Annotated in this window: 23 protein-coding genes; 10 read left to right on the top strand and 13 right to left on the bottom strand. The window is 66.0% G+C overall.

Features of this window, described 5'->3' with window-relative positions; all coding sequences use genetic code 11:
* Window positions 1–33 precede the first annotated feature (33 nt).
* From ACQY5B_RS18445 to ACQY5B_RS18460, 4 genes are all read right to left on the bottom strand, one after another.
* The gene (locus tag ACQY5B_RS18445; protein WP_420328033.1) at window positions 34–1,404 is read right to left on the bottom strand and encodes a glutamate--cysteine ligase; all 1,371 of its coding nucleotides are present in this window, start codon (window positions 1,402–1,404) and stop codon (window positions 34–36) included.
* Window positions 1,405–1,467: 63 nt separating this feature from the next.
* Window positions 1,468–1,992, bottom strand: a complete 525-nt coding sequence (locus tag ACQY5B_RS18450; protein ID WP_420328031.1) for a hypothetical protein — start codon at window positions 1,990–1,992, stop codon at window positions 1,468–1,470.
* Complete coding sequence (locus ACQY5B_RS18455) at window positions 1,989–2,840, bottom strand: GNAT family N-acetyltransferase (protein ID WP_420328029.1); 852 nt, start codon at window positions 2,838–2,840, stop codon at window positions 1,989–1,991. The genes ACQY5B_RS18450 and ACQY5B_RS18455 overlap by 4 nt, the downstream gene beginning before the upstream one ends.
* Window positions 2,837–3,556 carry a 16S rRNA (uracil(1498)-N(3))-methyltransferase gene (locus ACQY5B_RS18460; RefSeq protein ID WP_420328614.1) on the bottom strand — a complete coding sequence of 240 codons (720 nt, stop codon included), beginning with the start codon at window positions 3,554–3,556 and terminating at the stop codon, window positions 2,837–2,839. The genes ACQY5B_RS18455 and ACQY5B_RS18460 overlap by 4 nt, the downstream gene beginning before the upstream one ends.
* Before the next feature lie 18 nt (window positions 3,557–3,574).
* Between ACQY5B_RS18460 and ubiA the strand changes: the two genes are divergently transcribed.
* The 6 genes from ubiA to ACQY5B_RS18490 all read left to right on the top strand — a co-directional run bounded on the left by ubiA (window position 3,575) and on the right by ACQY5B_RS18490 (window position 9,011).
* The gene (gene ubiA / locus ACQY5B_RS18465; RefSeq protein ID WP_420328028.1) at window positions 3,575–4,540 is read left to right on the top strand and encodes a 4-hydroxybenzoate octaprenyltransferase; all 966 of its coding nucleotides are present in this window, start codon (window positions 3,575–3,577) and stop codon (window positions 4,538–4,540) included.
* Window positions 4,541–4,599: 59 nt separating this feature from the next.
* On the top strand, window positions 4,600–6,606 hold the full coding sequence (locus ACQY5B_RS18470; RefSeq protein ID WP_420328026.1) for an OmpA family protein: 2,007 nt from the start codon (window positions 4,600–4,602) through the stop codon (window positions 6,604–6,606).
* The gene (locus ACQY5B_RS18475; protein ID WP_305968717.1) at window positions 6,599–6,928 is read left to right on the top strand and encodes a hypothetical protein; all 330 of its coding nucleotides are present in this window, start codon (window positions 6,599–6,601) and stop codon (window positions 6,926–6,928) included. Before ACQY5B_RS18470 ends, ACQY5B_RS18475 begins: the two co-directional genes overlap by 8 nt.
* 86 nt (window positions 6,929–7,014) lie before the next feature.
* On the top strand, window positions 7,015–7,887 hold the full coding sequence (locus ACQY5B_RS18480; protein ID WP_420328025.1) for a TIGR01459 family HAD-type hydrolase: 873 nt from the start codon (window positions 7,015–7,017) through the stop codon (window positions 7,885–7,887).
* Between the two features lie 104 nt (window positions 7,888–7,991).
* Window positions 7,992–8,435 carry a MaoC family dehydratase gene (locus ACQY5B_RS18485; RefSeq protein WP_305968715.1) on the top strand — a complete coding sequence of 148 codons (444 nt, stop codon included), beginning with the start codon at window positions 7,992–7,994 and terminating at the stop codon, window positions 8,433–8,435.
* A 90-nt stretch (window positions 8,436–8,525) separates the two neighbouring features.
* On the top strand, window positions 8,526–9,011 hold the full coding sequence (locus ACQY5B_RS18490) for a hypothetical protein (protein WP_420328023.1): 486 nt from the start codon (window positions 8,526–8,528) through the stop codon (window positions 9,009–9,011).
* A 106-nt stretch (window positions 9,012–9,117) separates the two neighbouring features.
* On the opposite strand, the gene ACQY5B_RS18495 is transcribed toward ACQY5B_RS18490, so the two are convergent.
* Entirely contained in the window at window positions 9,118–10,158 is a 1,041-nt protein-coding gene (locus tag ACQY5B_RS18495) for an NAD(P)/FAD-dependent oxidoreductase (RefSeq protein WP_420328021.1), read from the bottom strand.
* Window positions 10,159–10,206: 48 nt separating this feature from the next.
* Here ACQY5B_RS18495 and mnmC2 point away from each other — a divergent pair, with 48 nt between their 5' ends.
* Both mnmC2 and ACQY5B_RS18505 read left to right on the top strand, forming a co-directional pair.
* Window positions 10,207–10,881: a tRNA (5-methylaminomethyl-2-thiouridine)(34)-methyltransferase MnmC2 gene (gene mnmC2 / locus ACQY5B_RS18500; RefSeq protein WP_420328019.1), complete on the top strand. Its 675-nt coding sequence runs from the start codon at window positions 10,207–10,209 to the stop codon at window positions 10,879–10,881.
* A gap of 52 nt (window positions 10,882–10,933) precedes the next feature.
* On the top strand, window positions 10,934–11,803 hold the full coding sequence (locus ACQY5B_RS18505) for a DMT family transporter (RefSeq protein WP_305971299.1): 870 nt from the start codon (window positions 10,934–10,936) through the stop codon (window positions 11,801–11,803).
* Between the two features lie 106 nt (window positions 11,804–11,909).
* On the opposite strand, the gene ACQY5B_RS18510 is transcribed toward ACQY5B_RS18505, so the two are convergent.
* The gene (locus ACQY5B_RS18510) at window positions 11,910–13,862 is read right to left on the bottom strand and encodes a lytic transglycosylase domain-containing protein (protein WP_420328017.1); all 1,953 of its coding nucleotides are present in this window, start codon (window positions 13,860–13,862) and stop codon (window positions 11,910–11,912) included.
* Between the two features lie 145 nt (window positions 13,863–14,007).
* Here ACQY5B_RS18510 and dapA point away from each other — a divergent pair, with 145 nt between their 5' ends.
* Complete coding sequence (dapA, locus tag ACQY5B_RS18515; RefSeq protein WP_305971297.1) at window positions 14,008–14,883, top strand: 4-hydroxy-tetrahydrodipicolinate synthase; 876 nt, start codon at window positions 14,008–14,010, stop codon at window positions 14,881–14,883.
* 87 nt (window positions 14,884–14,970) lie between these two features.
* Here the strand turns inward: dapA and ACQY5B_RS18520 are convergent, their stop codons facing one another.
* The 7 genes from ACQY5B_RS18520 to ACQY5B_RS18550 all read right to left on the bottom strand — a co-directional run bounded on the left by ACQY5B_RS18520 (window position 14,971) and on the right by ACQY5B_RS18550 (window position 23,705).
* Complete coding sequence (locus ACQY5B_RS18520) at window positions 14,971–16,290, bottom strand: M16 family metallopeptidase (RefSeq protein ID WP_420328015.1); 1,320 nt, start codon at window positions 16,288–16,290, stop codon at window positions 14,971–14,973.
* Window positions 16,287–17,651 carry a M16 family metallopeptidase gene (locus ACQY5B_RS18525; protein ID WP_420328013.1) on the bottom strand — a complete coding sequence of 455 codons (1,365 nt, stop codon included), beginning with the start codon at window positions 17,649–17,651 and terminating at the stop codon, window positions 16,287–16,289. The genes ACQY5B_RS18520 and ACQY5B_RS18525 overlap by 4 nt, the downstream gene beginning before the upstream one ends.
* A 102-nt stretch (window positions 17,652–17,753) precedes the next feature.
* On the bottom strand, window positions 17,754–18,275 hold the full coding sequence (locus ACQY5B_RS18530; protein WP_420328011.1) for a DUF3035 domain-containing protein: 522 nt from the start codon (window positions 18,273–18,275) through the stop codon (window positions 17,754–17,756).
* 54 nt (window positions 18,276–18,329) lie between these two features.
* Window positions 18,330–18,800, bottom strand: a complete 471-nt coding sequence (lspA, locus tag ACQY5B_RS18535; RefSeq protein ID WP_420328613.1) for a signal peptidase II — start codon at window positions 18,798–18,800, stop codon at window positions 18,330–18,332.
* A 182-nt stretch (window positions 18,801–18,982) separates the two neighbouring features.
* Window positions 18,983–20,572 (bottom strand): bifunctional phosphoribosylaminoimidazolecarboxamide formyltransferase/IMP cyclohydrolase, encoded by a 1,590-nt coding sequence (gene purH / locus ACQY5B_RS18540; RefSeq protein WP_420328009.1) that lies wholly within the window; start codon window positions 20,570–20,572, stop codon window positions 18,983–18,985.
* Between the two features lie 45 nt (window positions 20,573–20,617).
* Entirely contained in the window at window positions 20,618–22,366 is a 1,749-nt protein-coding gene (locus ACQY5B_RS18545; RefSeq protein ID WP_420328007.1) for a heparinase II/III family protein, read from the bottom strand.
* 91 nt (window positions 22,367–22,457) lie between these two features.
* Window positions 22,458–23,705: an RsmB/NOP family class I SAM-dependent RNA methyltransferase gene (locus tag ACQY5B_RS18550; RefSeq protein WP_420328005.1), complete on the bottom strand. Its 1,248-nt coding sequence runs from the start codon at window positions 23,703–23,705 to the stop codon at window positions 22,458–22,460.
* Between the two features lie 87 nt (window positions 23,706–23,792).
* Between ACQY5B_RS18550 and ACQY5B_RS18555 the strand changes: the two genes are divergently transcribed.
* The gene (locus tag ACQY5B_RS18555) at window positions 23,793–23,990 is read left to right on the top strand and encodes a DUF1674 domain-containing protein (RefSeq protein ID WP_305971291.1); all 198 of its coding nucleotides are present in this window, start codon (window positions 23,793–23,795) and stop codon (window positions 23,988–23,990) included.
* Window positions 23,991–24,067: the final 77 nt, after the last annotated feature.

The following is a 24,067-nucleotide window of genomic DNA, read 5'->3' on the forward strand; positions in this document are numbered from 1 at the left end:
CGGGGTCCCGTGCCGCCTAGACCATGAAACGGCTCAATAGGAGTATTCGGCGTATATGCGGCTGAGGTCGCCGTTCCAGTCGCCATTGTACCGCGCCAGAAGTTCGTCGGACGGCACGCTGCCCGATTCGACGCTGTCCTTGAGCGCATTCAGGAAATGCGTTTCGTTCGGGACAAGACCGCCGGCACCGGGGCGCGCCCGCGCCACGAGGCCTGCCTCGGCGATGTTCAACACCTCGCGCGCGAGGTCATGCATCCTGATATCGCCGACCTGGGCCTGCAACCCGTCGCGGGTCGCCGCCAGCCGCAGCGCCTCGCGCGTTTCCGCGTCCCAGCCCTTGGCGAGGTCCCAGGCCGCATCCAGCGCGGTCTGCTCATACATCAGCCCGACCCAGAAGGCGGGCAGCGCGCAAAGCCGCCGCCACGGGCCGCCATCGGCGCCGCGCATCTCGATGTACTTCTTCATCCGCGCGTCCGGGAAGGCGGTGGTCAGGTGGTCGGCCCAATCGGACAGCGTCGGCACCTCGCCCGGCAAAGCCGGCAGCTTGCCCTCGAGGAAGTCGCGGAAGGACATGCCCAGCGCATCGACATAGACGCCGTCGCGATAGACGAAATACATCGGCACGTCCAAAGCGTATTCCACCCAGCGTTCGAACCCGAAGCCCTCATCGAAGACGAACGGCAACATACCGGTGCGGGAATCGTCCAGCGTCTCCCAGATCTGCATCCGCTTGGATTTCACGCCCACCGGCTTGCCCTCGAAGAAGGGCGAATTGGCAAAAAGCGCGGTGGCCACGGGTGACAGCGCCAGCGCCACCCGCATTTTTTGCACCATGTCCGCCTCTGACGCGAAGTCGAGGTTCACCTGCACGGTGCAGGTGCGGCGCATCATCTGTTTGCCGGTGGTGCCCACCTTGTCCATGTAGGCATCCATGAGCTTGTAGCGGCCCTTGGGCATGAGCGGCATTTCCTCATGCGTCCAGATCGGGGCGGCACCCAGCCCGATGAAGCCCACGCCGATCTCGTCGGCGATGTCCTTGACCTGGGCCAGGTGCTCGTTCACCTCGTCACAGGTCTGGTGGATGGTCTCCAGCGGTGCGCCCGACAACTCCAGCGCGCCCCCGGGTTCCAGGCTGACATTGGCCCCGTCCTTGGTCAGGCCGATGATATGCCCGCCCTCGCTAACCGGGTCCCAGCCGTGGCGGTCGCGCAGCCCTTCCAGCACCGCGCGGATCGAACGCTCGCCGTCATAGGGCAAGGGTTTGAGCGTGTCCTTGCAATAGCCGAACTTTTCATGCTCGGTGCCGATGCGCCATTGGTCCTTTGGCTTGCAGCCCGAGGCCAGGTACTCTGCCAATTGTGCATGAGACGTGATCGGCCCGCCGCCGGATTGGGGAATGGACATGTGGGGGCTCCCGGTCTGCTCGCGGTTCTGAACTTATCCTGTTGTCGCCAATCGGCCAGAGTGTCAATGCAGCCTTCTGGCGGCATCGCGCACAGAAGACGCGCGCCAGATGACAACCTGGTGTGCCGCGCCCTCTTGCATCTGGCGCAACATGTGCTCTGTCCGGATGCCCGGAAGGGTGGCGAAGGCATCGAAAAGCTGGTCGGCGCCCTTGGCGGCCAGCGGAATTTCAAGACGCGGCTGGCCCGGCGCCATCAGCAGCCAGACCGGCGGTTCCGAGGTCGGGTCGAGACTGAGCGCCTCGAGTGCGTCGAGATCGACGATCCCGCCCGAGAGCGGACCGAAATAGCTGACGCGACGTTCGACCACCTGCACCACGCCGGGACCGCCACCGCCCCGGCGAAAACGCGCGCGCTGCACGCCGGTCACGGTCAGGGCCACGCCAAGAATTATGACAAGATAGCCGATCCAGTGCAGCAACCCGCCACCGGTGAAAAACCCCCAGTAGCCGCCCAGCGCCATCGTCGCGAGGCCGATCAGAGCCTCTTGCCACTGGCGGATGGCGTTCATCGCCTCCGGGCGGATCATCGGGACTCTCCCAGCAGGGTGGCCTGTTCCAGCATGGCGATGCGATAACCGCCGACACGGGCAAAGCCGATGCGCTCATAGGTCTTCGCCGCCTCCGGCGATGCGGCAAACAGAATGGCGGTTGTGGCGCCTTGTCCCGCCATTTCGGCCAGCAACGCCCGCACCACCTGCCCGCCAAGCCCCTGGCCGCGCAGGTCCGTGGGCACGAAGACACCGCCGACCTGTACCGTCTGCCCGGCCTTGGCGTTGATTGCCGCCATCGCCACGGGAATGCCATACCGCTCTAGGACACGGATACGAGGGGCGCCCACGGCCAGTTCGGCACGGCGTGCGGCGGCCGCGTGCAGGTCACCCGGCGGGGCTGTCTGCGTTTCCGTCATGTACCGTGCGAACCAGTCGGTCAGCACCGGCACATCCGACTTGGCAGGCGGACGGATCGCGCTGCCAGAGCTCAGCCCGCGGATGTCCATTCGGTAGAGCGGTTCGACCCGGTTCAACCGCCACGCCTCTGGTGCGACAGGCAGCGCATCCACGATCACCTGTACCTGATCCGCCTCGCCGGTCATGCCCTGCAGCGTGTACCCCTTCAGGAGGTGAGCATAGGTCTGCGCCTCTGTCGCGGTCAGGTCGGGCAACTGGCACATCAGGAAGCCGGCATTGGTACACCCGAAGACCCCGGTGATGCCATCTCCGGTCTCACGCAGGAAAAACGCGGTGCCATGCGGATGGGCGGTGTCCTCGGTGCCGTGCGCCTCGAGATTGCCAAGAAGGAACATCGACGTCTCGACATGCGCTTCGAGAAAGGCCGCCATCGGGACAGTGTCGGCGGGCGTGGCCTTGCGGATCATCGCCAGTCTCCCAGGGTGGTCTGCCAGAGGGTTAACGCCGCCACGGCGGCGGTGTCCGCACGCAGGATCCGCGGGCCGAGCGCCACTGCATGCGCAAAGGGCAGCGCGTGCAATCGGGCACGTTCGGCATCGGAGAACCCACCCTCGGGACCGATGAGTATTGCCCATGAGGCACCGGTGCCCGGTAAGCGCGCATGTGCCCCGGCCTGCGCCTCGTCGCAGAACATCAGCTGTCGGTCCTCGGGCCAGTCGGCCAGAAGCCGGTCCAGCCGGTGCAGTTCGGTCACTTGCGGGACGAAGGTGGCGCCGCACTGCTCGGCCGCCTCGGTGGCATGTGCCTGCAGCCGGTCCTGCCGGATGCGTTCGGAATTCGTGAATTCCGTCTGGACAGGCACGATGCGACGCGCCCCCATCTCGACCGATTTCTCGACGATGAAATCTGTGCGCGCCTTCTTGATCGGCGCGAACATCAGCCAGAGATCGGGCGGCATCGACTGCGGCCCAGTCCGGGCGCGACAGACCAGCGTGCCGCCACGCTTGCCGGCCTCGACGACCTCGGCGCGGTATTCGCCGTCCTGCCCGTTGAACAGGGCCACCTGCGCACTGGTCGTCAGCCGCATCACGCCGAATAGATAATGCGCCTGCTCCCGCGACAGGGTCACCTGTTGTTCCTCGGCCAAAGGGTGCTCTACAAAGAGCCGGATTTTCGGTGTCACCGTCATGGAGGGGACCATATGTCCGGGACGCATCAGAGACCAGAGGCCGAAGGACAGGTGCGCGACGCCGTGCGCGGCAATTGGGTCGACACCTGGGCGCCGCAATGGACGCGGCCCTACCTGCGACTAAGTCGCGCGGACCGGCCCATCGGCACCTGGCTGCTGTTGCTGCCCTGCTGGTGGGGGCTGCTGCTGTCGATGGTCAACAACGGGCAGGCCTACTGGTTCGACCTGTGGATCTTCGCGGGCTGCGGGATCGGCGCGGTGCTGATGCGCGGGGCAGGCTGCACCTGGAATGACATCACCGACCGCGGCATCGACGGATCAGTGGCGCGGACGGCCTCGCGCCCGATTCCCTCGGGCCAGGTGACCACGAAACAGGCCCTGGCCTGGGCGGTCATCCAGTCGCTGGTGGCCTTCTGTATCCTCATCACTTTTCCGCCCGCGGCCATCGCGCTGGGAGTGCTGAGCCTGCTGCCCGTCGCGGTCTATCCCTTTGCCAAGCGGTTCACCTGGTGGCCGCAGATCTTCCTCGGCATCGCCTTCAACTGGGGCGCCCTGCTGGCCTGGACCGCCCATAGCGGACGGTTGGAACTGCCGGCGGTGCTGCTGTATCTTGCCGGGATGGCCTGGACGCTGTTCTATGACACGATCTACGCCCACCAGGACAAGGAAGACGACGCGCTAATCGGGGTGAAATCCACAGCCCGCCTGTTTGGCGATGAGACCCCGAAATGGCTACGCCGGTTCCTGGTTGCCAGTGTCGTGCTGATGGGCCTGGCCATCGTGGCCGCGGCCCCGGACGGCAACTTGCTGGCCCTGATCCTCATGATCGGCGGTCCCTGGGCGATGGGTTGGCACATGGTCTGGCAATTGCGGCGCCTGAAGATGGACGATCACGACCGGTTGCTGAGCCTGTTCCGGTCCAACCGCGACGCCGGGTTGCTGCCTGTGCTGTTTTTCGCCATCGCCCTGATCGCCTGATTGCACCACCCTCCGCGCTTGCGTATCAGTTCTGAAAAAACAAGGAAAACCCAGCGCCCATGCGCCTCTCCTCGTATTTCATCACTGGTGGCATTTTCGCTGCGGCGGGCTTGCTCAGCCTCGTGACTGCAAATTTTGCCGGAAACGCAGTGGAACGTGCCTCGCTCACCGGCGTCCTGAACGAACTGGACTCGGATGGTTTGACCTGGGCCGAGGTCGACACCGACGGCTTGCAGGTCTTCCTTTTCGGGACGGCCCCTGATGAGGCCGCCCGTTTCCAGGCTCTGAGCGCCGCAGGCCGCGTGGTGGACGCCAGCCGGGTGATCGACCAGATGCTGGTCGAAGAACCCGAGGACCTCGCCCCGCCCAGTTTCTCGGTCGAGATCCTGCGCAACGATGCCGGAATTTCCGTCATCGGGCTTGTCCCGGCATCAACGGACCGCGACGCGCTGATCGAAGGATTTCGCAGGCTTGCGGGTGACGGTCAGGTGATGGACCTGCTGGAAACCGCCGATTTCCCGGCCCCCGAGGGCTGGGCCGACGCGCTGGGATTTGCCTCCGACGCGCTCACGGACCTGCCCCGGTCCAAGATATCCGTTGCCGCCGACCAGGTGGCGATCAAGGCCATGACCGAAAGCCACGAGGCGCGCAGTCGACTGGAAACCGCGCTGACCCGTCGCAAGCCCGAGGATCTGGGCCTGGCGATGGATTTCTCGGCTCCGCGGCCGGTCATCTCTCCCTTTACTTTGCGCTTTGCCATCGACGAGGACGGAGCGCGCTTCGACGCCTGTTCCGCCGACACGGAGGCCGGGCGCGACCGGATCCTGCAGGCAGCGGCCAAGGCAGGACTGGAAGGCAAGGCAACCTGCCGACTGGGCCTGGGTGTGCCCTCGCGCCGCTGGGCCGACGCGGTGGAAATCGGCATTGCCAAGCTGGCGGAACTGGGTAGCGGCACGCTGACCTTTTCCAATGCGGACGTGTCCCTTGTGGCGCGCGAAGGCACCAACCAGGCGCTGTTCGACCGGGTTGTCGGCGAACTGGATGCGGCCCTGCCCGATCTCTTTGCCCTGACCGCCGACCTGCCCAAACCGCCCGAGGCGGAACCCGAGGGAACCCCGGATTTCGTCGCCACGCTCAGCCCCGAAGGCGCGGTGCAACTGCGCGGAAGGTTGGGCACGGAGCAGGCCCGCGCCACGGCGGACAGCTTTGCCCGGGCACTTTTCAGCTCCGAGGCGGTCTACACGGCGGCCCGTGTCACAGAGGGCGTGCCCGGCGACTGGACGGTGCGGGTTCTGGCCGGTCTGGACGCGCTGGCGCTGTTGTCGCATGGCGCGGTCACGGTGACGCCCGACCTTGTGACCGTCACCGGCAAGACCGGCAACACCGAGGCCAGCGCCCAGATCGCCGACCTGCTGGTGGCCAAGCTGGGCGAGGCCGCAGCCTTCGAGATCGACGTGGAATACGTCGAGGCGCTGGATCCGGTTGCCGGCCTGCCCACGCCCGAGGAATGCGAGGCGATGATCGTCGAGATCATCGGCGACCGGAAGATCACCTTCGAACCCGGCTCTGCCCGGCTGGATGCCTCGGCCGAGGACATCATGGACGAACTGGCAGACCTGCTGAAGCAATGTGGCGACATCGCGCTGGAAATCGGTGGTCACACCGACAGCCAGGGGCGCGAGATCATGAACCAGGAACTGAGCCGCGACCGCGCCCAGGCGGTTCTGGATGCCCTGCGCGCGCGGCGGGTCCCGACGCGATCCTACACCGCCAAGGGCTATGGCGAGACCGTTCCGATTGCCGACAACGGCACCGAAGAGGGCCGCGAGGCGAACCGCCGGATCGAATTCAAGCTCTTGAAACCCGAACCGGAAGAGGGCGAAGAAGGTGCGGAACTGGGCGATTCGGACCCGGCAGCAAATGCAGATCCTGTGGTGGCAGACGCCGATCCGGAAACGGTGGACGCCGCCCCCGTAATCGAACCCGGTGCACCGGCAGAGGCGCAACCGGATCCGGAACTGGGCAGGATCAGGCCGCCAAAGGGCAGAGGAACTGGTGATGAATAGGACCGAATTCATCGTGACGACCGCAGCGATCCTCTTCGTTGCCTTCCTGCTGGGCTGGTTCGCCCATTGGCTGGTGCATCGGTTCAAGCGCGTCAGTCAGGCCGACATGGACCAGCTGGAAAAGATGAGCCAGGAATTGCACGAGGCCGAGGAAACCCGTGACCAGGCCATCACCTACCTGCAACAGCGCGAGGCCGAGCTGACCAACCAGCTGGCGCAGGCGGAGGCCGAACTTTCGGCTGCAATGGAAGGGCTGCGCGAGGCGCGCTCGGACGCCGAAGAAATGCGCGCCCATGTCGAGCGGATGAACCAGCAGGCCTGACACGGACCTGAGCGCCCCGGCCCTTTCCAGAGCGGTCGGTATATGGGATGAGCGGGTCGACAATCGCGCGACGAGGACCCGCCGACATGACCCAGATCATCACCGCCCTTTCCGAAATCTCCGATCGTTACGACGCGCTCTTCGTCGACCTCTGGGGCTGCGTGCACAACGGCGTGCAGGCGATCCCATCGGCCGTCGAGGCGCTGCAGGGCTATCGCCAGCGCGGTGGTTGCGTGATCCTCGTGACCAACGCGCCCCGTTCTCGCCACGAGGTTGCCAAGCAGCTGGACCGCTTCGGCGTGCCGCAGGACGCCTGGGACGATATCGCCACCTCGGGTGACAGCGCCCGCGCCGCGATGTTCCGCGGCGCAGTGGGGCGCAAGGTCTGGTTCATGGGACAGGCCTTTGACCATTCCTTTTTCGAACCGCTCAAGATCATCGAGAACCCGGTGGAGATCGAGCGGGTCGAACTGGAGGAGGCCGAGGGCATCATCTGCTGCGGTCCCTTCGACCCCCACGCCGACCCCGAGGTGAACCGCCCGGAATTCCTCTATGCCAAGCAGAACGGCATCAAGCTGCTCTGCGCCAATCCCGACATCGTCGTCGACCGGGGCGAGCGGCGGGAATGGTGTGCAGGCGCGCTGGCGAAACTTTATACCGAGATGGGCGGAGAGAGCCTGTATTTCGGCAAGCCGCATCCGCCGATCTATGACCTGGCCCGCCGCCGTCTTGCCGAACACCGCAAGGGGGTGCAAGACGCGGGCATCCTGGCCATCGGAGACGGTGCGCATACCGACATCGACGGTGCGATGGGCGAGGATATCGATTCCCTCTTCATCAGCGGCGGATTGGCGCGGGCAGAGACCAAAACGACGCAACAACCCGACCCTGACGCGCTAAAAGCCTATACCGAAAAGGAAATGATCAATCCCAGCTTTACCATTGGCACCCTCCGCTGAGGCAGATTTTGCTTGCCTTTGCTGCAACCGCAAAGTAATAAAATTACCGAAAGCGCGCACGTGTCGCGCATTTATTACCGCACGGTTTGCACATGGAGGGCCGGATGTTGGACAATATGCCCCGCGGCACGATCTGCATCGAAGACATCGAAATGGGGATGACCCGCTACCTGCGCAAACAGGTGACGGACCAGGACATCGAGATGTTCGCCGAGGTCTCGACCGACCGGAACCCGGTGCACCTGGATGATGACTATGCCCAGGACACGATCTTCGAGGGGCGGATCGCCCACGGGATGCTGACGGCTGGCCTGATCTCTGCCGTCATCGGTGAGCAGCTCCCCGGTCACGGCACGGTCTACATGGGGCAGACGCTGAAATTCCTTGGTCCCGTCCGCCCCGGCGACATGGTCTATGCGGAGGTCAAGGTGGTCGACATCGACCACGCCAAGCGCCGCGTGACGCTGGAAACCCATTGCTCGGTCGATGGCAAGAAAGTTTTGATCGGCGAGGCCAAGGTTCTGGCGCCCTCGCGCAAATTCGACTGATCAAGCGGACTGCGAACCAACAGAACGCGCCTTGAGCCCCCTGCGTGCCGGACCTATGGTCCGGCACGATTCATTTTCCCGAGGGCTTTCATGTTCCGCTGTCTTTCCCTGTTTCTCCTCGCCGCCGGCCCGGTTGTCGCCGACTGTTCCACGCCTGACGCCACCTTTGTCCAGTGCCGCATAGAGGCATCCACGAAGATCCTTGAGGTCTGCGCGGAACAGGATGCCGCCGTCTACCGCTTTGGCCCGCCGGGGCGCCCCGAAATGGAGCTTTTCGAACCCTACGCAATGCTCGACTACCAACCTTGGCCGGGTGTCGGACGGGACATCTGGGAAGAGGCGAGTTTTTACAACGAGGAATACCGCTATACCGCCTTCGCCGGGGCCGAACGGCAGGTCGGTACCGCCGAAACGACACAGCTCTTCGGCGGCGTGATCGTCTCGAAAGACGGAGAAGAGCTCGCCCGGCTGGACTGCGATCCGGACACGGTGACATTCGGCTTTGGTACGGGTTTGTCGGACGGCAAGTCGCGGGCCGGCTACAGCTGGATACCGGGCGAGGGCTGGGTGCGCTGACCCAGAAGGCCCCGCCGATTGCAGCCGGTGAGGGGACGCGCGTCATCCAGCGGTCACGCGTCTCCCTGCAACAGTCGCGTCCCTGACGGGCAAACGCCCGACATCCTCAGCGCAGGGCGTCGAAACCGAATCCCGCTGGGATGCCGTCGCGGCCTTCCAGCACCAGATCGGCCATGACCTCGCCCACCTTGGGGGCCATGCCGAAGCCGATCTTGAACCCGCCATTGGCCACGAAATGCCCGGCACGCCCTGGCCAGGCCCCCAGCAGCGGCGCCCGAGAGCGGGCGCGCGGACGCACGCCGGCCCAACGCTCCAGCACGGTCGCGCCATGCAAGGCAGGCACCGCCGCATAGGCGCGGTCGACCAGTGTCTGGCACTGATCGTCCACCAACACCGGATCGTCGAACTCACGCTCCGAGGTCGAGCCGACAGCCACGGTCCCATCTGCATGGGGGACGATATGCAGCCCGTCGATGAACAGCTGCGGATCGTCCTGCGCCGCGTAGCGCAGGAGGACGGCCTGCCCTTTCACCCCGTCGCCGACCTTGCGCCCCAGAGCATCGGACAGATCGCGAAGGCCCGTCCAGCCCGTCGCCCAGACCACGGCGCCCGCGTCCGGCGCCTCGGTCACGATCTCTACGCCGGACACCTCCAGCGCCGCCACCAGTGCGGTGCAGGCCCGGCGCGGGTACATGCGGGCGGTCAGAGTGTCACGGATCAGCATGCCAGATGGGGTAAGCGGTGACAGGCCGGACAATCCTTCGGCGGGGATCACCTCCCAGATCGCCCTGCCCTGCCAGAGCGCCTCGGCCCCTCGGGCACGGGTTCGCGCAAGGGCAATGGCGGCTTCGTCCGGCAGCGGTTGCAACCGCCCCGTACGGGCGTAGCCCGGACTGACGCCACCGGTTGCCTCGACCCGCGCCCAGTACCCCTCTGCCATCAGCAGGCTGTCGAGTTGAAAGGCCTTCTTCTCGTTCCAGTTCTCGGGCACATGGGGCGCCAGCGCGCCGACGATCCCGCCCGACGACCCGGCGCCGGGACCATAGGGATCGACCACACGCACCTTTGCACCGCGCAGTGCACACGCCCAGGCCACCGACAGGCCGAAAATGCCCGCCCCGCGCACCGTCACCTCGACGCTTGCCATTGCCTGCCCTCCTCGTCAGAACTCGGCCCGTTGATAAGGAAGAATGCCATGCCCGACCAGAGCAGCGATCTGGACTGGCGGGACGAGATCCCGGTCTCGACCCGTTTTGACGACCCCTATTACAGTCTCGAAAACGGGCTGGCCGAAACCGCGCATGTCTTTCTGTCGGGCAACGGCCTGCCGGACCGGTTCCGGGACGGGTTCCTTATCGCCGAACTGGGGTTCGGCACCGGGTTGAACCTGCTCGCCGCGCTACGGCTCTGGCGGGTCTCTGGTCAGACCGGCACCCTGCACTTCACCACTTTCGAGGCCTTCCCCCTGACGCCCGCAGACATGACCCGCGCGCAGGCAAGGTTTCCCGAGATCGCGGATCTTGCCAGCGAACTCGCCCCCCACTGGGGCAACAGGCGTATCGACCTGCCCGACCTGCGGTTCGAGATGGTGGAAGGCGACGCGCGCGAAACCCTGCCGCTTTGGGAAGGGATGGCTGATACCTGGTTCCTCGACGGGTTTTCTCCGGCCAAGAACCCCGAACTCTGGGACGCGGCGCTGATGGAAGAGGTCGCCCGCCACATGGTCCCCGGCGCCACCGCGGCGACCTACACAGCGGCAGGCCATGTGCGCCGCGCCCTGGCGGCGGCGGGGCTTGAGGTCACACGCATGCCGGGATATGGCCGAAAACGTCACATGACGACAGCTCTAAAACCGCCGATCCCCGGCTGACCCTGCGCGACGGGGCCATGCCACGCGACGGCGAGACCCCGGACATATCGCAATGGCTCAGCAGAACACGCGCCTCGGCATCTGGCTCATGGTGGCCACCACATTCGTCTTTGCCCTGCAGGATGGCATTTCACGCCACCTGGCGGCGGAATACAACGTCATGATGGTGGTGATGATCCGCTACTGGTTCTTCGCCGCCTTCGTGCTGACGATCGCGGGGCGCAAGGCAGGCGGCCTGCGCGCCGCGGCGCAAAGCGCCTTTCCCTGGCTGCAGGTCTTTCGCGGCGCGCTGCTGGTGGTCGAGATCAACGTGATGGTTCTGGCCTTCGTCTTTCTGGGCCTCGTCGAAAGCCACGCGGTTTTTGCGGCCTATCCCCTGCTGGTGGCCGCCTTGTCCGGCCCAGTGCTGGGCGAACACGTCGGCTGGCGCCGGTGGACGGCCATCGCCGTGGGCTTTGTCGGGGTCATCATCATCCTGCAACCCTCGGGCGGGGTCTTCTCACCCTACGCAGCAATCCCGCTTCTGGCGGCACTGATGTTCGCGCTATACGCGCTGCTGACGCGCTATGTCGCCCGTGGCGACAGCTCCGCCACCTCGTTCTTTTACACCGGGGTGTCCGGCGTCGGTGTGGCCACGGCGATCGGGGCCTGGTTCTGGGTGCCGATGACCGGCCCCGACTGGGCCTGGATGGGCCTCCTCTGCCTGACCGGAGCGGCGGGTCACTACCTGATGATCCGCGTCTACGAGGTGGCCGAGGCCAGCGCGGTACAACCCTTTGCCTACCTGCAACTGGTCTTTGCCAGCACCCTTGGGCTGGTCGTCTTTGACGAGACGCTGCGCTGGAACGTGGTCTTCGGGGCCGCGATGATCGTGGCGGCCGGGCTGTTCACCCTCTGGCGCGCGCGTCAGAAAGAGGGCTGACGACCCGCAGACAGCCGCGGTGTTTCTTTGGGCCCCAAATACCTCCCGGGGGTGAATGGACGGCAGGTCCAGAGGGGACAGCGCCCCCTGCCCCGGCTGACACATGTCAATCCAGCACAGCCTTGAGCGTGCCGCCCACCAGTTCCTGGCTGAAAGGCACCGGGTGCGGCGGTTTGCCCAGCCGCGCGCGGTAGACCGGCAGGCTCTCGGTAACGCGCATGACATAGTTGCGGGTCTCGTCGAAGGGGATCAGCTCGATCCAGTCGATGATGTCGATGTCGCCTTTGCGCGGGTCGCCAAAGCGTTCCATCCAGCCGATCGGCCGCCCCGGCCCTGCGTTGTAGCCTGCCGCCATCATCACGGCATTGCCATCGAACCGCTTCGACAGCCCGGCAAGGTAGCGCGAGCCCAGCTTGGCATTGTAGCCCGGATCGGTCAGCAGGCGGTCAAGATCATACTCCAGCCCCAGCTGGCCAGAGACCAGCTTGGCCGTTCCGGGCATAAGCTGCATGTAACCGCGTGCGCCGGCCCCGGAAATCACCCCCGGATCGAATTCGGACTCGCGCCGCGCAATCGAAAGGACCAGTTCCTTGGGCACGGGATATTCGCCTTCGGTCACCTGCGGATCCAGCGCGTAGTAGGGACCGGGCAACTGGATGCCGAACTGTGCCGCACGCTTGCCCAGCATGACCTGAATATGCGGACGGTTCATCTCCATCAGCATCATGCCCATGCGGCCCATGTCCTCGCGGTCCAGTGACTCTGCCAGGTGGGTCAGGAAACGCTCGCCAAGGTTGGTCTCTCCCGCGGCCAGCAAAAGCACAGCCGCCTCGAAGACGCTGGACTTGGTGAAGTCGGCTTGGCGCCAGTCCGGAAACGCCTCGTTGCCGGCCAGGGTCGGGTCCGGCGGCAGTCCGGCGCGTTCCGCGGCCAAAAGGCCATAGAACGAGGTCTGGTACTCGGCCCCGATCGCATAGGCAGCTTTCGCCTTCTCGGCCTCGCCCACCGCATCGTAGGCACGGCCCAGCCAGTATCCGCCGCGCCCCACCGAGATCGGGGTCCAGACCGCATCGCTGAAGTTCTCGAAATGCATCACGGCCAGGTCGGCCCGGTCGAGGAAGCGCAAGGCGATGAACCCGGCGATCCATTCCAGCTCGGCAAATTCGCTGCCGTCGACCAGCCAGTGCCGGGCGGCGATCTCATAGGCCTCGGCATAGGCGCCTGAACGCATCCGCTCGCGGGCCAGGTCGATCCGTTCGGGCGCCCAGGCCCAGGGTTCGCCCAGCCCCGTCGGGCTGGCCGATTGCGCACGCAACAGCGCGATGGCGTCCTCGGTGCGCCGCTTGCGCACGCGCCACAGAAACCGCTCGTAGGCCAGTCCGGGGTGATCGGCCAGTTGGTCCGGCACCTTGGCAATCAGGGTATCCACGCCCGGTGCAGATGACCGCAGTGCCAGACGCGCCTGCGCCAGCGCTTGCCAGCCCTCATCGACCAGCCCCATCATCTGGCCGGCGTCCCGGCTCCACCCCTGCCACAGCGCCATGTCCAGCCGGGCCTCGTGATGGTCGCGCAGGATTTCTCCCCAGGTGGTCAGGAAGGCGCGGCGTTCATCCGAAGTCATCGACAGGGTGCGCCACGCCAGGACGATATCGGCCTGTGCCGCGCCTTCGTTGCCTTCGGCCATATGCGCCCGGGCCAGGGACAGCGCGCCACTGCCGGTTTGCGGCAGCGCATCGGCAAAGAAAGCCCGAATCTCGTCCAGCGAGGCCTCGGACATGGCGGGTTCGGATTTCTCGCGCAGGTAGGGAAGCCCCGGCCAGTCCGGGTGACGCGACAGGAAATCCTGCACCTCGCGCGCATCGCCCCGCCCCGCCCGCAGCGCGTGCCAGAGGATCACGTCCACCGCGGCCTGCCCGTCGCCCCGCGCGGCGATTCGGGCCGCCGCCCAGTTGCCTTCGCGCATGGACTGCATGGCCTTGGCCAACGAGGCCCCTCGCTCCTGCGCAAATGCCGGCAGGGCGGTGACGAACAGCAACAACAAGGCAAGGAGACGTGACATCGACTTGCTTTTTCCGCAATGAAAAGGAATAGACGCTTCTTGCAAAGGATAGGTCCGGGAACGGCTCGTGCAACTCACATAGTCGCGGGGTCGGCAGGTTTCCACCTCAAGCCACACCGGGCCGGAAAAATGAAAGGAGCGTGTCATGTTTAAAGGTTCAATGCCTGCCCTGGTCACGCCGTTCAAGGACGGCGCCGTGGATTTCGACATGCTCAAGAAGCTGGTCGAATGGCACATCGAGGAAGGGTCGCACGGGCTGGTTCCCGTGGGCACGACCGGCGAAAGCCCGACGCTGACGCACCGCGAACACGAAGAGGTGATCGCCTGCGTTGTCGAGGCCGTCGCGGGCCGCATCCCGGTGATCGCCGGGGCGGGATCGAACAACACCGACGAGGCGATCCGCTTTACCGAATATGCCGCCAAGGTCGGCGCCGACGGCGCGCTGGTCGTGACGCCCTACTACAACAAGCCGACGCAGGCCGGCCTGATCGCGCATTTCAAGGCGGTGCACGACTGCGCCGACATCCCGATCATCATCTATAACATCCCCGGACGGTCGGTCGTGGACATGTCGCCGGACACGATGGGCGAACTGGCGAAACTGCCGCGCATCGTCGGCGTCAAGGATGCCACCGGCGACCTCGCCCGCGTCTGCCAGCAGCGCATCACCTGCGGGCCGGACTTTCTGCAGATCTCGGGCGAGGATGCAACTGCGCACGGGTTCAACGCCCAAGGCGGAATCGGCTGCATTTCCGTAACCGCGAATGCGGCGCCGCGCCTTTGCGCCGAATTGCAAGAGGCCTGCCTGGCCGGTGACTATGGCAAGGCGCTGGCGATCCAGGACAGGCTGATGCCCCTGCACCAGGCAATCTTTACAGAGCCGGGCCTCTGCGGCGCGAAATACGCCATGTCGCGGCTGGGGCTCTGTTCCGACGAGGTCCGCCTGCCGCTGGTGCCGCTGACCGAAGGGACACGCGCCAAGGTGGACAGCGCCCTGCGCCACGCGGGCCTGATGAACTAAAGCGACTTCGGTCATTCGGGAACAGAATAGGAAATGGCTGGAAACCTCGCGGTTTCCAGCCATTTTTCGTTTTTGTCGGCGGCGGAGTTACTGCCCCACCGTCGCCTCCAGCCCCTCGGGCTGGCCGACCACGACAAAGCGCAGTTCGTCCGGTTTCATCAACTCACCCGCCACGCGCTTGACGTCTTCCAGCGTGACCGCCTCGATCTTGGCGTTGCGCGTCTTGATATAGTCGGGCGACAGATCGTCCATCTGCATGCCCACCAGGATCCGGGCAATCGGCGCGTTGCCATCGAAGCGCAGCGGGTAAGCGCCAGTCAGGTAGGTCTTGGCGCGCTCCAACTCCTCGGGCGTCGCACCCTCGGTGGCCATCCTGGTCCATTCGTCGCGGATCACCTGCACCGTCTCGGCGATGCGGTCATTGGCAGAGGCCACGCGACCCAGCATCAGTTCCGCATGCTCTCGCGGCGAAAGATAGGAATAGACGCCGTAGGTCAGGCCCCGCTTCTCGCGCACCTCGTTCATCAGCCGCGCCTCGAAACCGCCGCCACCAAAGATCGTGTTCAGCACATAGGCGGCAAAGAAATCGGGATCGTCCCGCTTCATCCCCTTGTGGCCAAAGATCGCCACCGATTGCGGGGTGTCAAAGGGCACCACGGTCACGCCGGCCTCGGTCTGCACCTCCACGTCGGCGGGCTGCGGCGCGCCGGTTTCTGGCAGGTCCGAGAACAGCTTGTCCAGCAGCACGCCCAGTTCCTCGGCGCTGATGTCACCGGCGGCGCCCACAAAGACGCGATCCTGCGCCAAGGCAGCGCGATGCGCATCGACGATATCCGCACGGGTCAACGCGGTGACGCTTTCAATGGTGCCGCTCTGGTTGGTTCCATAGGGGTGGTCGCCAAAGACCAGCCCGTAAAAGGCATCGCCCACGATCTCGTCCGGATCGGTGGCATCGGACCGGATGCCGGACAGCACCTGCGCGCGGACACGATCAATGGCCACCTCGTCGAAACGGGGCGAGACCAGAGATGACCGAAGCAGATCCACTGCCTCGTCCCGCGTTTCGGTCAGGAACTTCGCGGAAACGCTGACCGTGTCGTCGCCGACATCGTAGCGGAACTGCGCCGCGATGCCGTCGCGCGCCTCGGCAAAGCCGCGCGCGTCCAGGTCGTCGGCGCCCTCTTCCAGCAGGCCGACCATCAGGTTGGTCGCCCCGCGTTTGCCCGGCGCGTCCAGCGAGGCCCCGCCCAGGAATCTGATTTCCAACGCGACAAAGGGAATAGACGGCTCTTCGACCAGCCAGGCCTTGAAGCCCCCGGGACTGGTGACTTCCCGAATGTCGATTTCGGCATGGGCGGCAAAACCGGCGCAGATCAGCCCGAAGGCAAGGACAAAGCGGCGGATCATTGGGTCACCTCCTGCTGCGGGGTCTGTGCGTCCGGCGCCATCAGGTAGCCGGTCACGGATTGGCGGCGATCGAACACCTTTTGCGCGGCGGCCACGATATCCTCGCCCGTCACCGACTGCAGGACTTCTGGCCACTCCTGCACATCCTCGACCGTCAGTCCGGTGGTCAGCGCGTTGCCATAGCGGCGGGCCATGCTGGCGGGATTGTCCAGCGCATAGATGCGGGACGCCTTGATCTGGAACTTGATCCGGTCCAGCTGGTCCGAGTCGATCCCCTCTGCAATCACCTCGGCCAAAACGTCGTCCAGAGCGGCTTCGGCCTTTTGCAGGCTGACGCCGGCCGCCGGCACGACGACCAGCGTAAAGCTGGAGGCATCCAGCGTTGTGTCGTCATAGTAGGCGTCGGTGTAAACCGCGACCTGGCTTTCGAACTGCAGTTGCTGTGTCAGGACAGAGGTCTGCCCGCCGGCCAGAACCTCGGACAGGATGGCCAGCGCCGCCGCTTCCTGCTGGGCACCGCTGGTTCGGGCGGGCGCTAGGTAGCTGCGGGTGATGTATGGTTGCGACACGCGTGGATCGGTGTAGGTCATGCGCCGTTCGGACAGGTGCCGCGGTTCGGTCGGGCGGGCACGCTCGACCAGGTCGGGGTTGGCGGGCAGCGGGCCGTAATGCTCCTCTGCCAGGGTGCGCACCTCTTCCGGCGTCACGTCACCGGCCACCACCAGGATGGCATTGTTGGGCGCGTAGAACTGACGGTAGTAGTCCAGCGCATCGTCCAGATCCAGCTGCTCCATCTCGTGCCGCCAGCCGATCACCGGCGTGCCGTAGGGGTGGTTGAGGTAGAGCGCCGCATCCTTCTGTTCGCGGAAAAGCGCGCCGGGGCTGTTTTCCACGCGCGAGTTCCGCTCTTCGATGATCACCTCGCGCTCGGTCAGGATGTCGGCTTCCGTCAGGCGCAGGTTGACCATCCGGTCGGCTTCCATCTTCATCATCAGGCCCAGACGGTCGGCGGCGACGCGCTGGTGATAGGCCGTGGTGTCGTAGCTGGTAAAGGCATTGTCGGTGCCACCATTGAGCGCCACCGTTGCGCTGAACTCGCCGGGGTCCAGCGTATCGGTTCCCTTGAACAGAAGGTGTTCGAGGAAATGCGCCACCCCCGAGGACCCGGGACGTTCATCTGCAGAGCCTGCGCGATACCAGACCATGTGCACCACGACCGGCGCGCGGTGATCCTCGATCACGACAACGTCCATGCCGTTGTCCAGCGCGAAGGTCGATACCTTGCCGGTCTCCTGGGCGGAGACGGCGACAGGCGCGGTCATGGATAGGGCGAAAGCGAATAACAGGGTCAGTCGGCGCATGCGGCATCCTCTGGTTTTCCGGATGTCGCATTAGGTACGCGCGGCAGCGGCAACTTCAAGCCGGAGTTACGGTCTCGTGACCGGCGCGCACGGCGCGGGCCGTCATTCAGGCGGTGCCGCCGGCGTCGTTGCCCCGGCGCGCCGGTAGACCCGCAACCAGCGATAGGGGTCAAGCGTTTCGCGCCTGTAGGCGCGGTAGTAGTCGTCCCGCGGCACGATCGACCAGTTGAAGATCGACTTGGACCGGCGGAAGTCCGCATCCTTATCGGCCAGTTCCTGGCGCACGCCCGGATCGCGGCCGTAACGGCTGGCGCGCTGGATCAGCGCGCTGTCACCCGCCGGGACGCCCGGACCGCTGGCCACGAGACGCGAAGGGTTGCCCCCCAGCGCGGTCACCGCGTCGGCCTTGGGCGTCTGGTCGGTCCGGTTGGGACCGCCGGGCGTCGGCGGCGGCAATTGCGCATAGCTTTCGGGCTGAACCAGCGGCTTGTTCGGGACAATGGCGAATTCTTCGGGCTGCGCACTGTTGGTGCGCAGATCGTGCAAGGGTTTGTCACGGTCGATCGCCGAACAGGAGGCGATACCCGCCAGGCCAATGATTGCAACAAGATGCGCGCGCCGCATCGCCTACCTCCGGTCTCCGAGTTTCGCCAGCCTTACCCCATCTCGGGACCGGCGTCACGGGGCCTTTTTGCCCGACGGAAAAACGACCAGCCCGAAAGCGCCGACAAAGATCGCGATGTCCGCGACGTTGAAGGCATAGGGATTGTCGATGCCGCAGCAGGACATGTTCAGAAAATCCGCCACCGCCCCGTAGATCAGCCTGTCGACCACGTTGCCCAGCGCCCCACCGATCAGGAAACCGGCCGAGATCAGCCCCATCACGCCCGGCGGATCGCGGCGCATCCAGACAACGACAAACAGGACGATTCCCAGCGCGACGGAGATCAGGATCCAACGGGTCGCCGCCGCATCGCCCGAGAAGAGACCGAAATTGACACCGTAGTTCCAGGCCATGCGGAAATTGAGGAAAGGTGGCAGGACCTCGATGGCCAGCTTGTTGCCAAGCCCCATGACATGAACGACGAGGTATTTCGTCACCTGGTCCAGCAGGAAGATGACCAGGGTCACCCAGAACACCAGCCTCAACCCGCCCGATCGTTTCGCCGCCTGTGCCAGAACCGCCTCCCGCAATTTTCGGTCGCAGACCTAGTGAGCCGCAACGGGGCGCGCAAGCGGCTTTGCCGTCTCGCGCCCCGCGCCGTGTTTCTTCCCGGCCCAAATCCGCTTGGGCCGAGCGAAGGGAGACAAGGGCAGATCCCCGACCGCCCTCAGTGGCGGAAGTGACGCATTCCGGTAAAGACCATGGCCAGGCCGGCCTCGTCGGCGGCGGCGATCACCTCGTCGTCGCGCATCGAGCCGCCCGGCTGGATCACGCAGCTGGCCCCGGCGGCAGCCGCCTCCATCAGACCGTCGGGGAAGGGAAAGAAGGCGTCCGAGGCCACGGCAGAGCCCTTGGTCAGCGGTTCGGGCAGGCCCAGCGCCTCGGCCATACGCTCGGATTTCTTGGCCGCGATAAGCGCTGAATCGACCCGGCTCATCTGGCCCGCGCCAACGCCGACCGTGGCGAGGTCCTTGACGTAGACGATGGCGTTGGACTTGACGTGCTTTGCCACCTTCCAGGCAAACAGAAGGTCCTGCATCTGCGCCTCGGTCGGGGCGACCTTGGTCACGACCTTCAGGTCGTCCAGAGCACGGGCGCCATTGTCGCGGTCCTGCACCAGCAGGCCCCCCGCGACCTGCCGCCAGGCCAGACCTGCGGATGCCGGGTTGGCAAGGCCGGGGGCCAGAATCAGGCGCAGGTTCTTCTTCTTGGCAAAGATATCCTTTGCCTCCTGGTGGATGGCGGGGGCGATCACGACCTCGGTGAAGATCTCGGAGATTGCCGCGGCGGTCTCGCCGTCCAGCGCGCCGTTCAGCGCCACGATGCCACCAAAGGCCGATGTCCGGTCGCAGTCGAATGCCTTCTGGTAAGCCTCCAGCATGCTGCCCCCGCGCGCCACGCCCGACGGGTTGGCGTGCTTGATGATCGCGCAGGCGGGGCCGTCGCCGGGCAGGAATTCCGACACCAGTTCAAAGGCCGCGTCGGTGTCGTTGATGTTGTTGTAGCTCAGTTCCTTGCCCTGCAGTTGCTCGGCGGTCGCCACGCCGGGCCGGTTCGACCCGTCGGTGTAAAAGGCCGCGTTCTGGTGCGGGTTCTCGCCATAGCGCAGACTTTGCGCCAGCGTTCCGGCAAACACGCGGCGGCGCGGGGTCGCCTCGCCAATGGCGGCGGCCATCCAGGTGCTGACGGCGGCGTCATAGGCACCGGTGCGGGCATAGGCGATCTGCGCCTGCCGCTTGCGGAACTCGATCGAGGTCTGTCCGTCGTTCGTCTCCAACTCGGCCAGCAGGGCGTCATAGTCCTCGACATCGACGATGGTGGTGACGAAGGCATGGTTCTTGGCCGCCGCGCGGATCATCGCCGGGCCGCCGATGTCGATATTCTCGATGCAGGTGTCATAGTCGGCACCCTTGGCCACTGTTTCCTCGAAGGGGTAGAGGTTCACCACCAAGAGGTCGATGGGCACGATACCGTGTTCGGCCATCGCCGCCGTGTGCATCCCGTTGTCACGAAGTGCCAGCAACCCGCCATGCACCTTGGGATGCAGCGTCTTGACCCGCCCGTCCATCATTTCCGGGAAACCGGTCAGGTCGGCGACGTCACGCACCTCGAGTCCCGCGTCGCGCAACGCCTTGGCGGACCCGCCGGTCGAGAGCAGCTCTACCCCCCTGGCGGCCAGCGCACGGCCCAGATCGGTCAGGCCGGTCTTGTCGGATACGGAAAGAAGCGCGCGGCGCACGGGCTGAAGGTCGGACATGGAGGATCCCCTCGGAAGGTCGTTCAATTGCGGCAAATGACCGTTTCAGGCGGTCTCGTCCATCTCGTCGCGGACAAGGTCACGAACGGCAAGGGCCGTCTCCTGCGCCTTGGCCAGCGACCAGCGGACGCGCGTCGCATACTGCATTGCGCGCCCGGATAAAACGACCTGCTTCGTCGCACGCGGCTGCAATCGTCCCTTTTCCAGGTAAACCGAGGGTTCCAGTGCCATATCCAACGACCCGTCAAAGCGGAACACCCAGATTTCGCCGGACCGCAGCGCCATGGAGACGGCGGTGCCGCCCATGTCCAGAGCCACGTCCACCTCCGGATGCAGGTGAAAGCGGATCTCGAAAGGCAGGCCCGCCAGCTTCATCGAATCCATCGCCCGGTCAAACCGTTTCTTCGATGGCGCGTCCAGGGCGACAAGGTAATCCTCTCCCTGCAGGCTGCGCCCGTCCAGCGACAACTCCAGGCTGCGGGCATGGGTCAGCCCCTGCACCGTGACGTAACCATCGTGCCCGCCCTCGAACCGCAGGCTGTCAGGAAGGTGGCTCATCTGTACCGGGACGTGACGCGGCGCGTCCTCCAGCAATTCCCGCCGGGCCTCGCCGATCCAGCGCGGCGCGCCCAGTCGGGCCGAGGAATATCCCTGCAGGCAAAGCGTGGAATGCGAGGGCGTGGCGCGGCCCGCCCGGCGCCATTCCTCTCCGAACCCGCCGCCCGAACCGCAGTTGACGATGACGGGCCGCCGCCCCGAGGTCAGTTCGAACGCCAGGGTCGAGGCATGGGCGCGAGCAGAGGCGGCACCGGCAGGTGGCGGCGCCGCGTCGACGATGATCGAGGTGCGCATGGCCGAGAGCCGGGCGAACCCCATCGCCAACCCGTCTGCCTGTCGTTTCTTGTTGCCAGAGGCGGCCAGCGCGCGGTCCAACCGCCCTTCCAGCCCCCGCCCCCCACCATGGAACCGCGCCAGCCCGCCATCGGCGTGGCGCAGGGTCCGCAGCGTCGGCGCAATCCGCCCGATCGCCTCTACATGGCGCGGATCGAGGTCCAGTTCAGCTTCCTGCAAGGCCTGTTGCGCCCAGGTCAGCAGGGTAAAGACCTCCAGCAATTCCTCGGGGTTGCGGGTGGGAATACCGCCCTGCGCATCGACCTGTTTGGCGCAATCGCTGCCCAGCGCCTCGCGCGCGGGGGCCACATGCGCCTCCATTCCCTGCAGGGACAGGCCCGCGTAGAGCAGCCCGGTCATGGCCTCGAAACGTGGCAGACCCGGAGCGGCCACATGGGCACGCTTGGCGAGAAAGCGGGTCTGCGCGGCCAGCGCGGTGTAAAAGGCCTCGCTGTCGTCGGCCTTGCGTCCGCGCAACAGGAACAGCGCATGGTGGATCCAGCGGATCACCCGCCGCCCGGTCAGTTCCGGCGTCCAACCGGGCCCCCGGCCCTTGCCATAGCGGCGGATCCAATCCCACAGCCAGTCCTGTGCCAGCGCCCGTGCCTTGGCGTCGCCCACCGCCGCCAGGTCATCGAGCCAGCCGAAGCCGTGGACTTCCTCATCGAAGGCAGGATCGGGCGGATCTATGGCCCAGATCGACCGACCCTCGGCCTGCACCAGGTGGCCCGCGAACATCAGGTTTCCGGCCAACATCTGCCGCCCCCGGGCAAAGAAACCCACGGTGCGCGGTTCCGGTTGCGAGACGAAGCCTTCGGCCGGTCGGGCGCTGGCCGACATGCGCGCTTGCATGCGGTTCATCATCCGCGCATGCGCGGTTCGCCAGTTTCGCGCCGTGGACATGGGCCGGTTGCTCTGCGATCTGCCTCGGGTCGCCCGTTTCGGGCTTGTTGATCGCAGGATACATCGCTCCCCGGCGGAAGTCACCACAGAGTTAATCGTGCGTGAGGAGCGCCATGAAGAACCCGTCCATGCCCCCCTTGGGCGCCCAATAATCGGGCCGCAGCCGCAATCCCCCTTCTTCGGACCGCCAGCGGTCCTCGATCCAGGGTGCGTCGGGCGGGATCACCTTCAAGTCCGGATGGCGGGCCAGCGCCTCGTCCACCTGGCATTCGCCCTCGTCCGGGATCAGCGAACAGGTGGCATAGACCAGTTTCCCACCGGGCCTGAGCAGGCGCAGCGCATGGTCCAGCATGGCTTCCTGCAGGCCGATCAACTCGCTGATGCGCTCGCCTTCATGCGCATGGGGCAGGTCCGGGTGCCGCCGGATGGTGCCGGTGGCGGAACAGGGCGCGTCCAACAGGATCGCGTCGTACTGCCCCTCGTGCTCCAGCGCATCCCCGGCAACCAGCGTCGCCGTCAACCCTGTACGGTCGAGGTTCTCCTGCACGCGCTTCAACCGCGCCTCTGACAGATCCAGCGCCGTGACCTCGGCCCCTGCCGCGGCCAGTTGCAACGTCTTGCCACCGGGGGCCGCGCACATGTCCAGCACTTGTTGCCCCGCCACGTTCCCCAGCAGTTTCGCCGGCAGCGCGGCGGCCGCATCCTGCACCCACCAGTCGCCTTCGGCAAAACCGGGCAAGGCGCTGACCTGCCCCGCATCACGCAACCGCACGGACCCGGTGGGCAACAGCTCGCCCCCCAGCGCCGAAAGATCCGCGCCCGGTTTCGGTGTCAGGTCCAGCGGGGCGCCCTCGAAATGCACGCGCTCCATGTTGGCCACGGCCTGCGGGCCCCAGGCCTCGACCAGCGGGGCGCGCAGCCATTTCGGCAGCCGCGGGATGCGCAGCTTGCCCCAGGCAGTCGGCCCTTCGTCTCCCAGCTTGCGCAAGACCGCGTTGATCAGCCCGCGCGCGCCTTGCGTGCGCTTGCCTGCGGCGGCGATCTCGACACAATCGCTGACCACCCCATGCGCGGCCCCGCCAAGGCACAGCTCGACCGTGCCCAGTCGCAGGATGTTCATGACCCTTGGCGCCGGTGCCTTGCGCAGGTGCGGCTTGAGCAGCCGGTCGGCCCGCTCCATCCCGCGCAGCGTTTCCGTGGCCAGCCGCTGCGCCGCCGCGCGATCCGACGGCGCCAGCGCGTCCAGCCGTTCACTTTCGGACAGCGGCCGCCCCTGGCCAAGGACCTGGTCCAGCAGGTCGACGGCGGCAAGGCGGGCCGGGCTGGGGGCTTTGGACATGGGCGATCTCCGGAAGGGCGGTTGGGGGGCGGGGTTGCCCGACAGACCGGCGGGCGTATATCAAGCGGCATCAGACGAGGAAAGCCCATGTCCGAGAGCGACCACAAGGCCGACAGGCCCGATCTTCCCCCCGCTGCGCAGCGCGCGCTTGCCGAAGCCGCCGAACGCCGCGCCAAGGCCGAGGCCGAAGCAAAGGCGGCGCCGCCCGAACTGGGCGGCCGCGATGGTCCGGAACCCGTGCGCTACGGCGATTGGGAGAAGAAGGGCCTCGCGATCGATTTCTGATCCGGGCGCACCCGCGTGCCGTACGGAGCGCGCGGGTGGGCGGGTGGGCGTCGCTCCGGGCGATGCGCGGGCGCGGG

Source organism: Antarctobacter sp., assembly GCF_965277915.1.
GTDB lineage: Bacteria > Pseudomonadota > Alphaproteobacteria > Rhodobacterales > Rhodobacteraceae > Antarctobacter.

Bases quoted from the DNA above. Each gene is read 5' to 3' on its own strand.
- ACQY5B_RS18545 (WP_420328007.1), bottom strand. From the start codon at position 22,366: ATGTCCACGGCGCGAAACTGGCGAACCGCGCATGCGCGGATGATGAAC.
- ACQY5B_RS18510 (WP_420328017.1), bottom strand. From the start codon at position 13,862: ATGTCACGTCTCCTTGCCTTGTTGTTGCTGTTCGTCACCGCCCTGCCG.
- ACQY5B_RS18530 (WP_420328011.1), bottom strand. From the start codon at position 18,275: ATGCGGCGCGCGCATCTTGTTGCAATCATTGGCCTGGCGGGTATCGCC.
- mnmC2 (WP_420328019.1), top strand. From the start codon at position 10,207: ATGCCCGACCAGAGCAGCGATCTGGACTGGCGGGACGAGATCCCGGTC.
- purH (WP_420328009.1), bottom strand. From the start codon at position 20,572: ATGTCCGACCTTCAGCCCGTGCGCCGCGCGCTTCTTTCCGTATCCGAC.
- ACQY5B_RS18505 (WP_305971299.1), top strand. From the start codon at position 10,934: ATGGCTCAGCAGAACACGCGCCTCGGCATCTGGCTCATGGTGGCCACC.
- ACQY5B_RS18520 (WP_420328015.1), bottom strand. From the start codon at position 16,290: ATGATCCGCCGCTTTGTCCTTGCCTTCGGGCTGATCTGCGCCGGTTTT.
- ACQY5B_RS18450 (WP_420328031.1), bottom strand. From the start codon at position 1,992: ATGATCCGCCCGGAGGCGATGAACGCCATCCGCCAGTGGCAAGAGGCT.
- ACQY5B_RS18555 (WP_305971291.1), top strand. From the start codon at position 23,793: ATGTCCGAGAGCGACCACAAGGCCGACAGGCCCGATCTTCCCCCCGCT.
- ACQY5B_RS18490 (WP_420328023.1), top strand. From the start codon at position 8,526: ATGTTCCGCTGTCTTTCCCTGTTTCTCCTCGCCGCCGGCCCGGTTGTC.
- ACQY5B_RS18495 (WP_420328021.1), bottom strand. From the start codon at position 10,158: ATGGCAAGCGTCGAGGTGACGGTGCGCGGGGCGGGCATTTTCGGCCTG.
- ACQY5B_RS18485 (WP_305968715.1), top strand. From the start codon at position 7,992: ATGTTGGACAATATGCCCCGCGGCACGATCTGCATCGAAGACATCGAA.
- ACQY5B_RS18525 (WP_420328013.1), bottom strand. From the start codon at position 17,651: ATGCGCCGACTGACCCTGTTATTCGCTTTCGCCCTATCCATGACCGCG.
- ACQY5B_RS18455 (WP_420328029.1), bottom strand. From the start codon at position 2,840: ATGATCCGCAAGGCCACGCCCGCCGACACTGTCCCGATGGCGGCCTTT.
- ACQY5B_RS18445 (WP_420328033.1), bottom strand. From the start codon at position 1,404: ATGTCCATTCCCCAATCCGGCGGCGGGCCGATCACGTCTCATGCACAA.
- dapA (WP_305971297.1), top strand. From the start codon at position 14,008: ATGTTTAAAGGTTCAATGCCTGCCCTGGTCACGCCGTTCAAGGACGGC.
- ubiA (WP_420328028.1), top strand. From the start codon at position 3,575: ATGTCCGGGACGCATCAGAGACCAGAGGCCGAAGGACAGGTGCGCGAC.
- ACQY5B_RS18475 (WP_305968717.1), top strand. From the start codon at position 6,599: ATGAATAGGACCGAATTCATCGTGACGACCGCAGCGATCCTCTTCGTT.
- ACQY5B_RS18550 (WP_420328005.1), bottom strand. From the start codon at position 23,705: ATGTCCAAAGCCCCCAGCCCGGCCCGCCTTGCCGCCGTCGACCTGCTG.
- ACQY5B_RS18470 (WP_420328026.1), top strand. From the start codon at position 4,600: ATGCGCCTCTCCTCGTATTTCATCACTGGTGGCATTTTCGCTGCGGCG.
- ACQY5B_RS18480 (WP_420328025.1), top strand. From the start codon at position 7,015: ATGACCCAGATCATCACCGCCCTTTCCGAAATCTCCGATCGTTACGAC.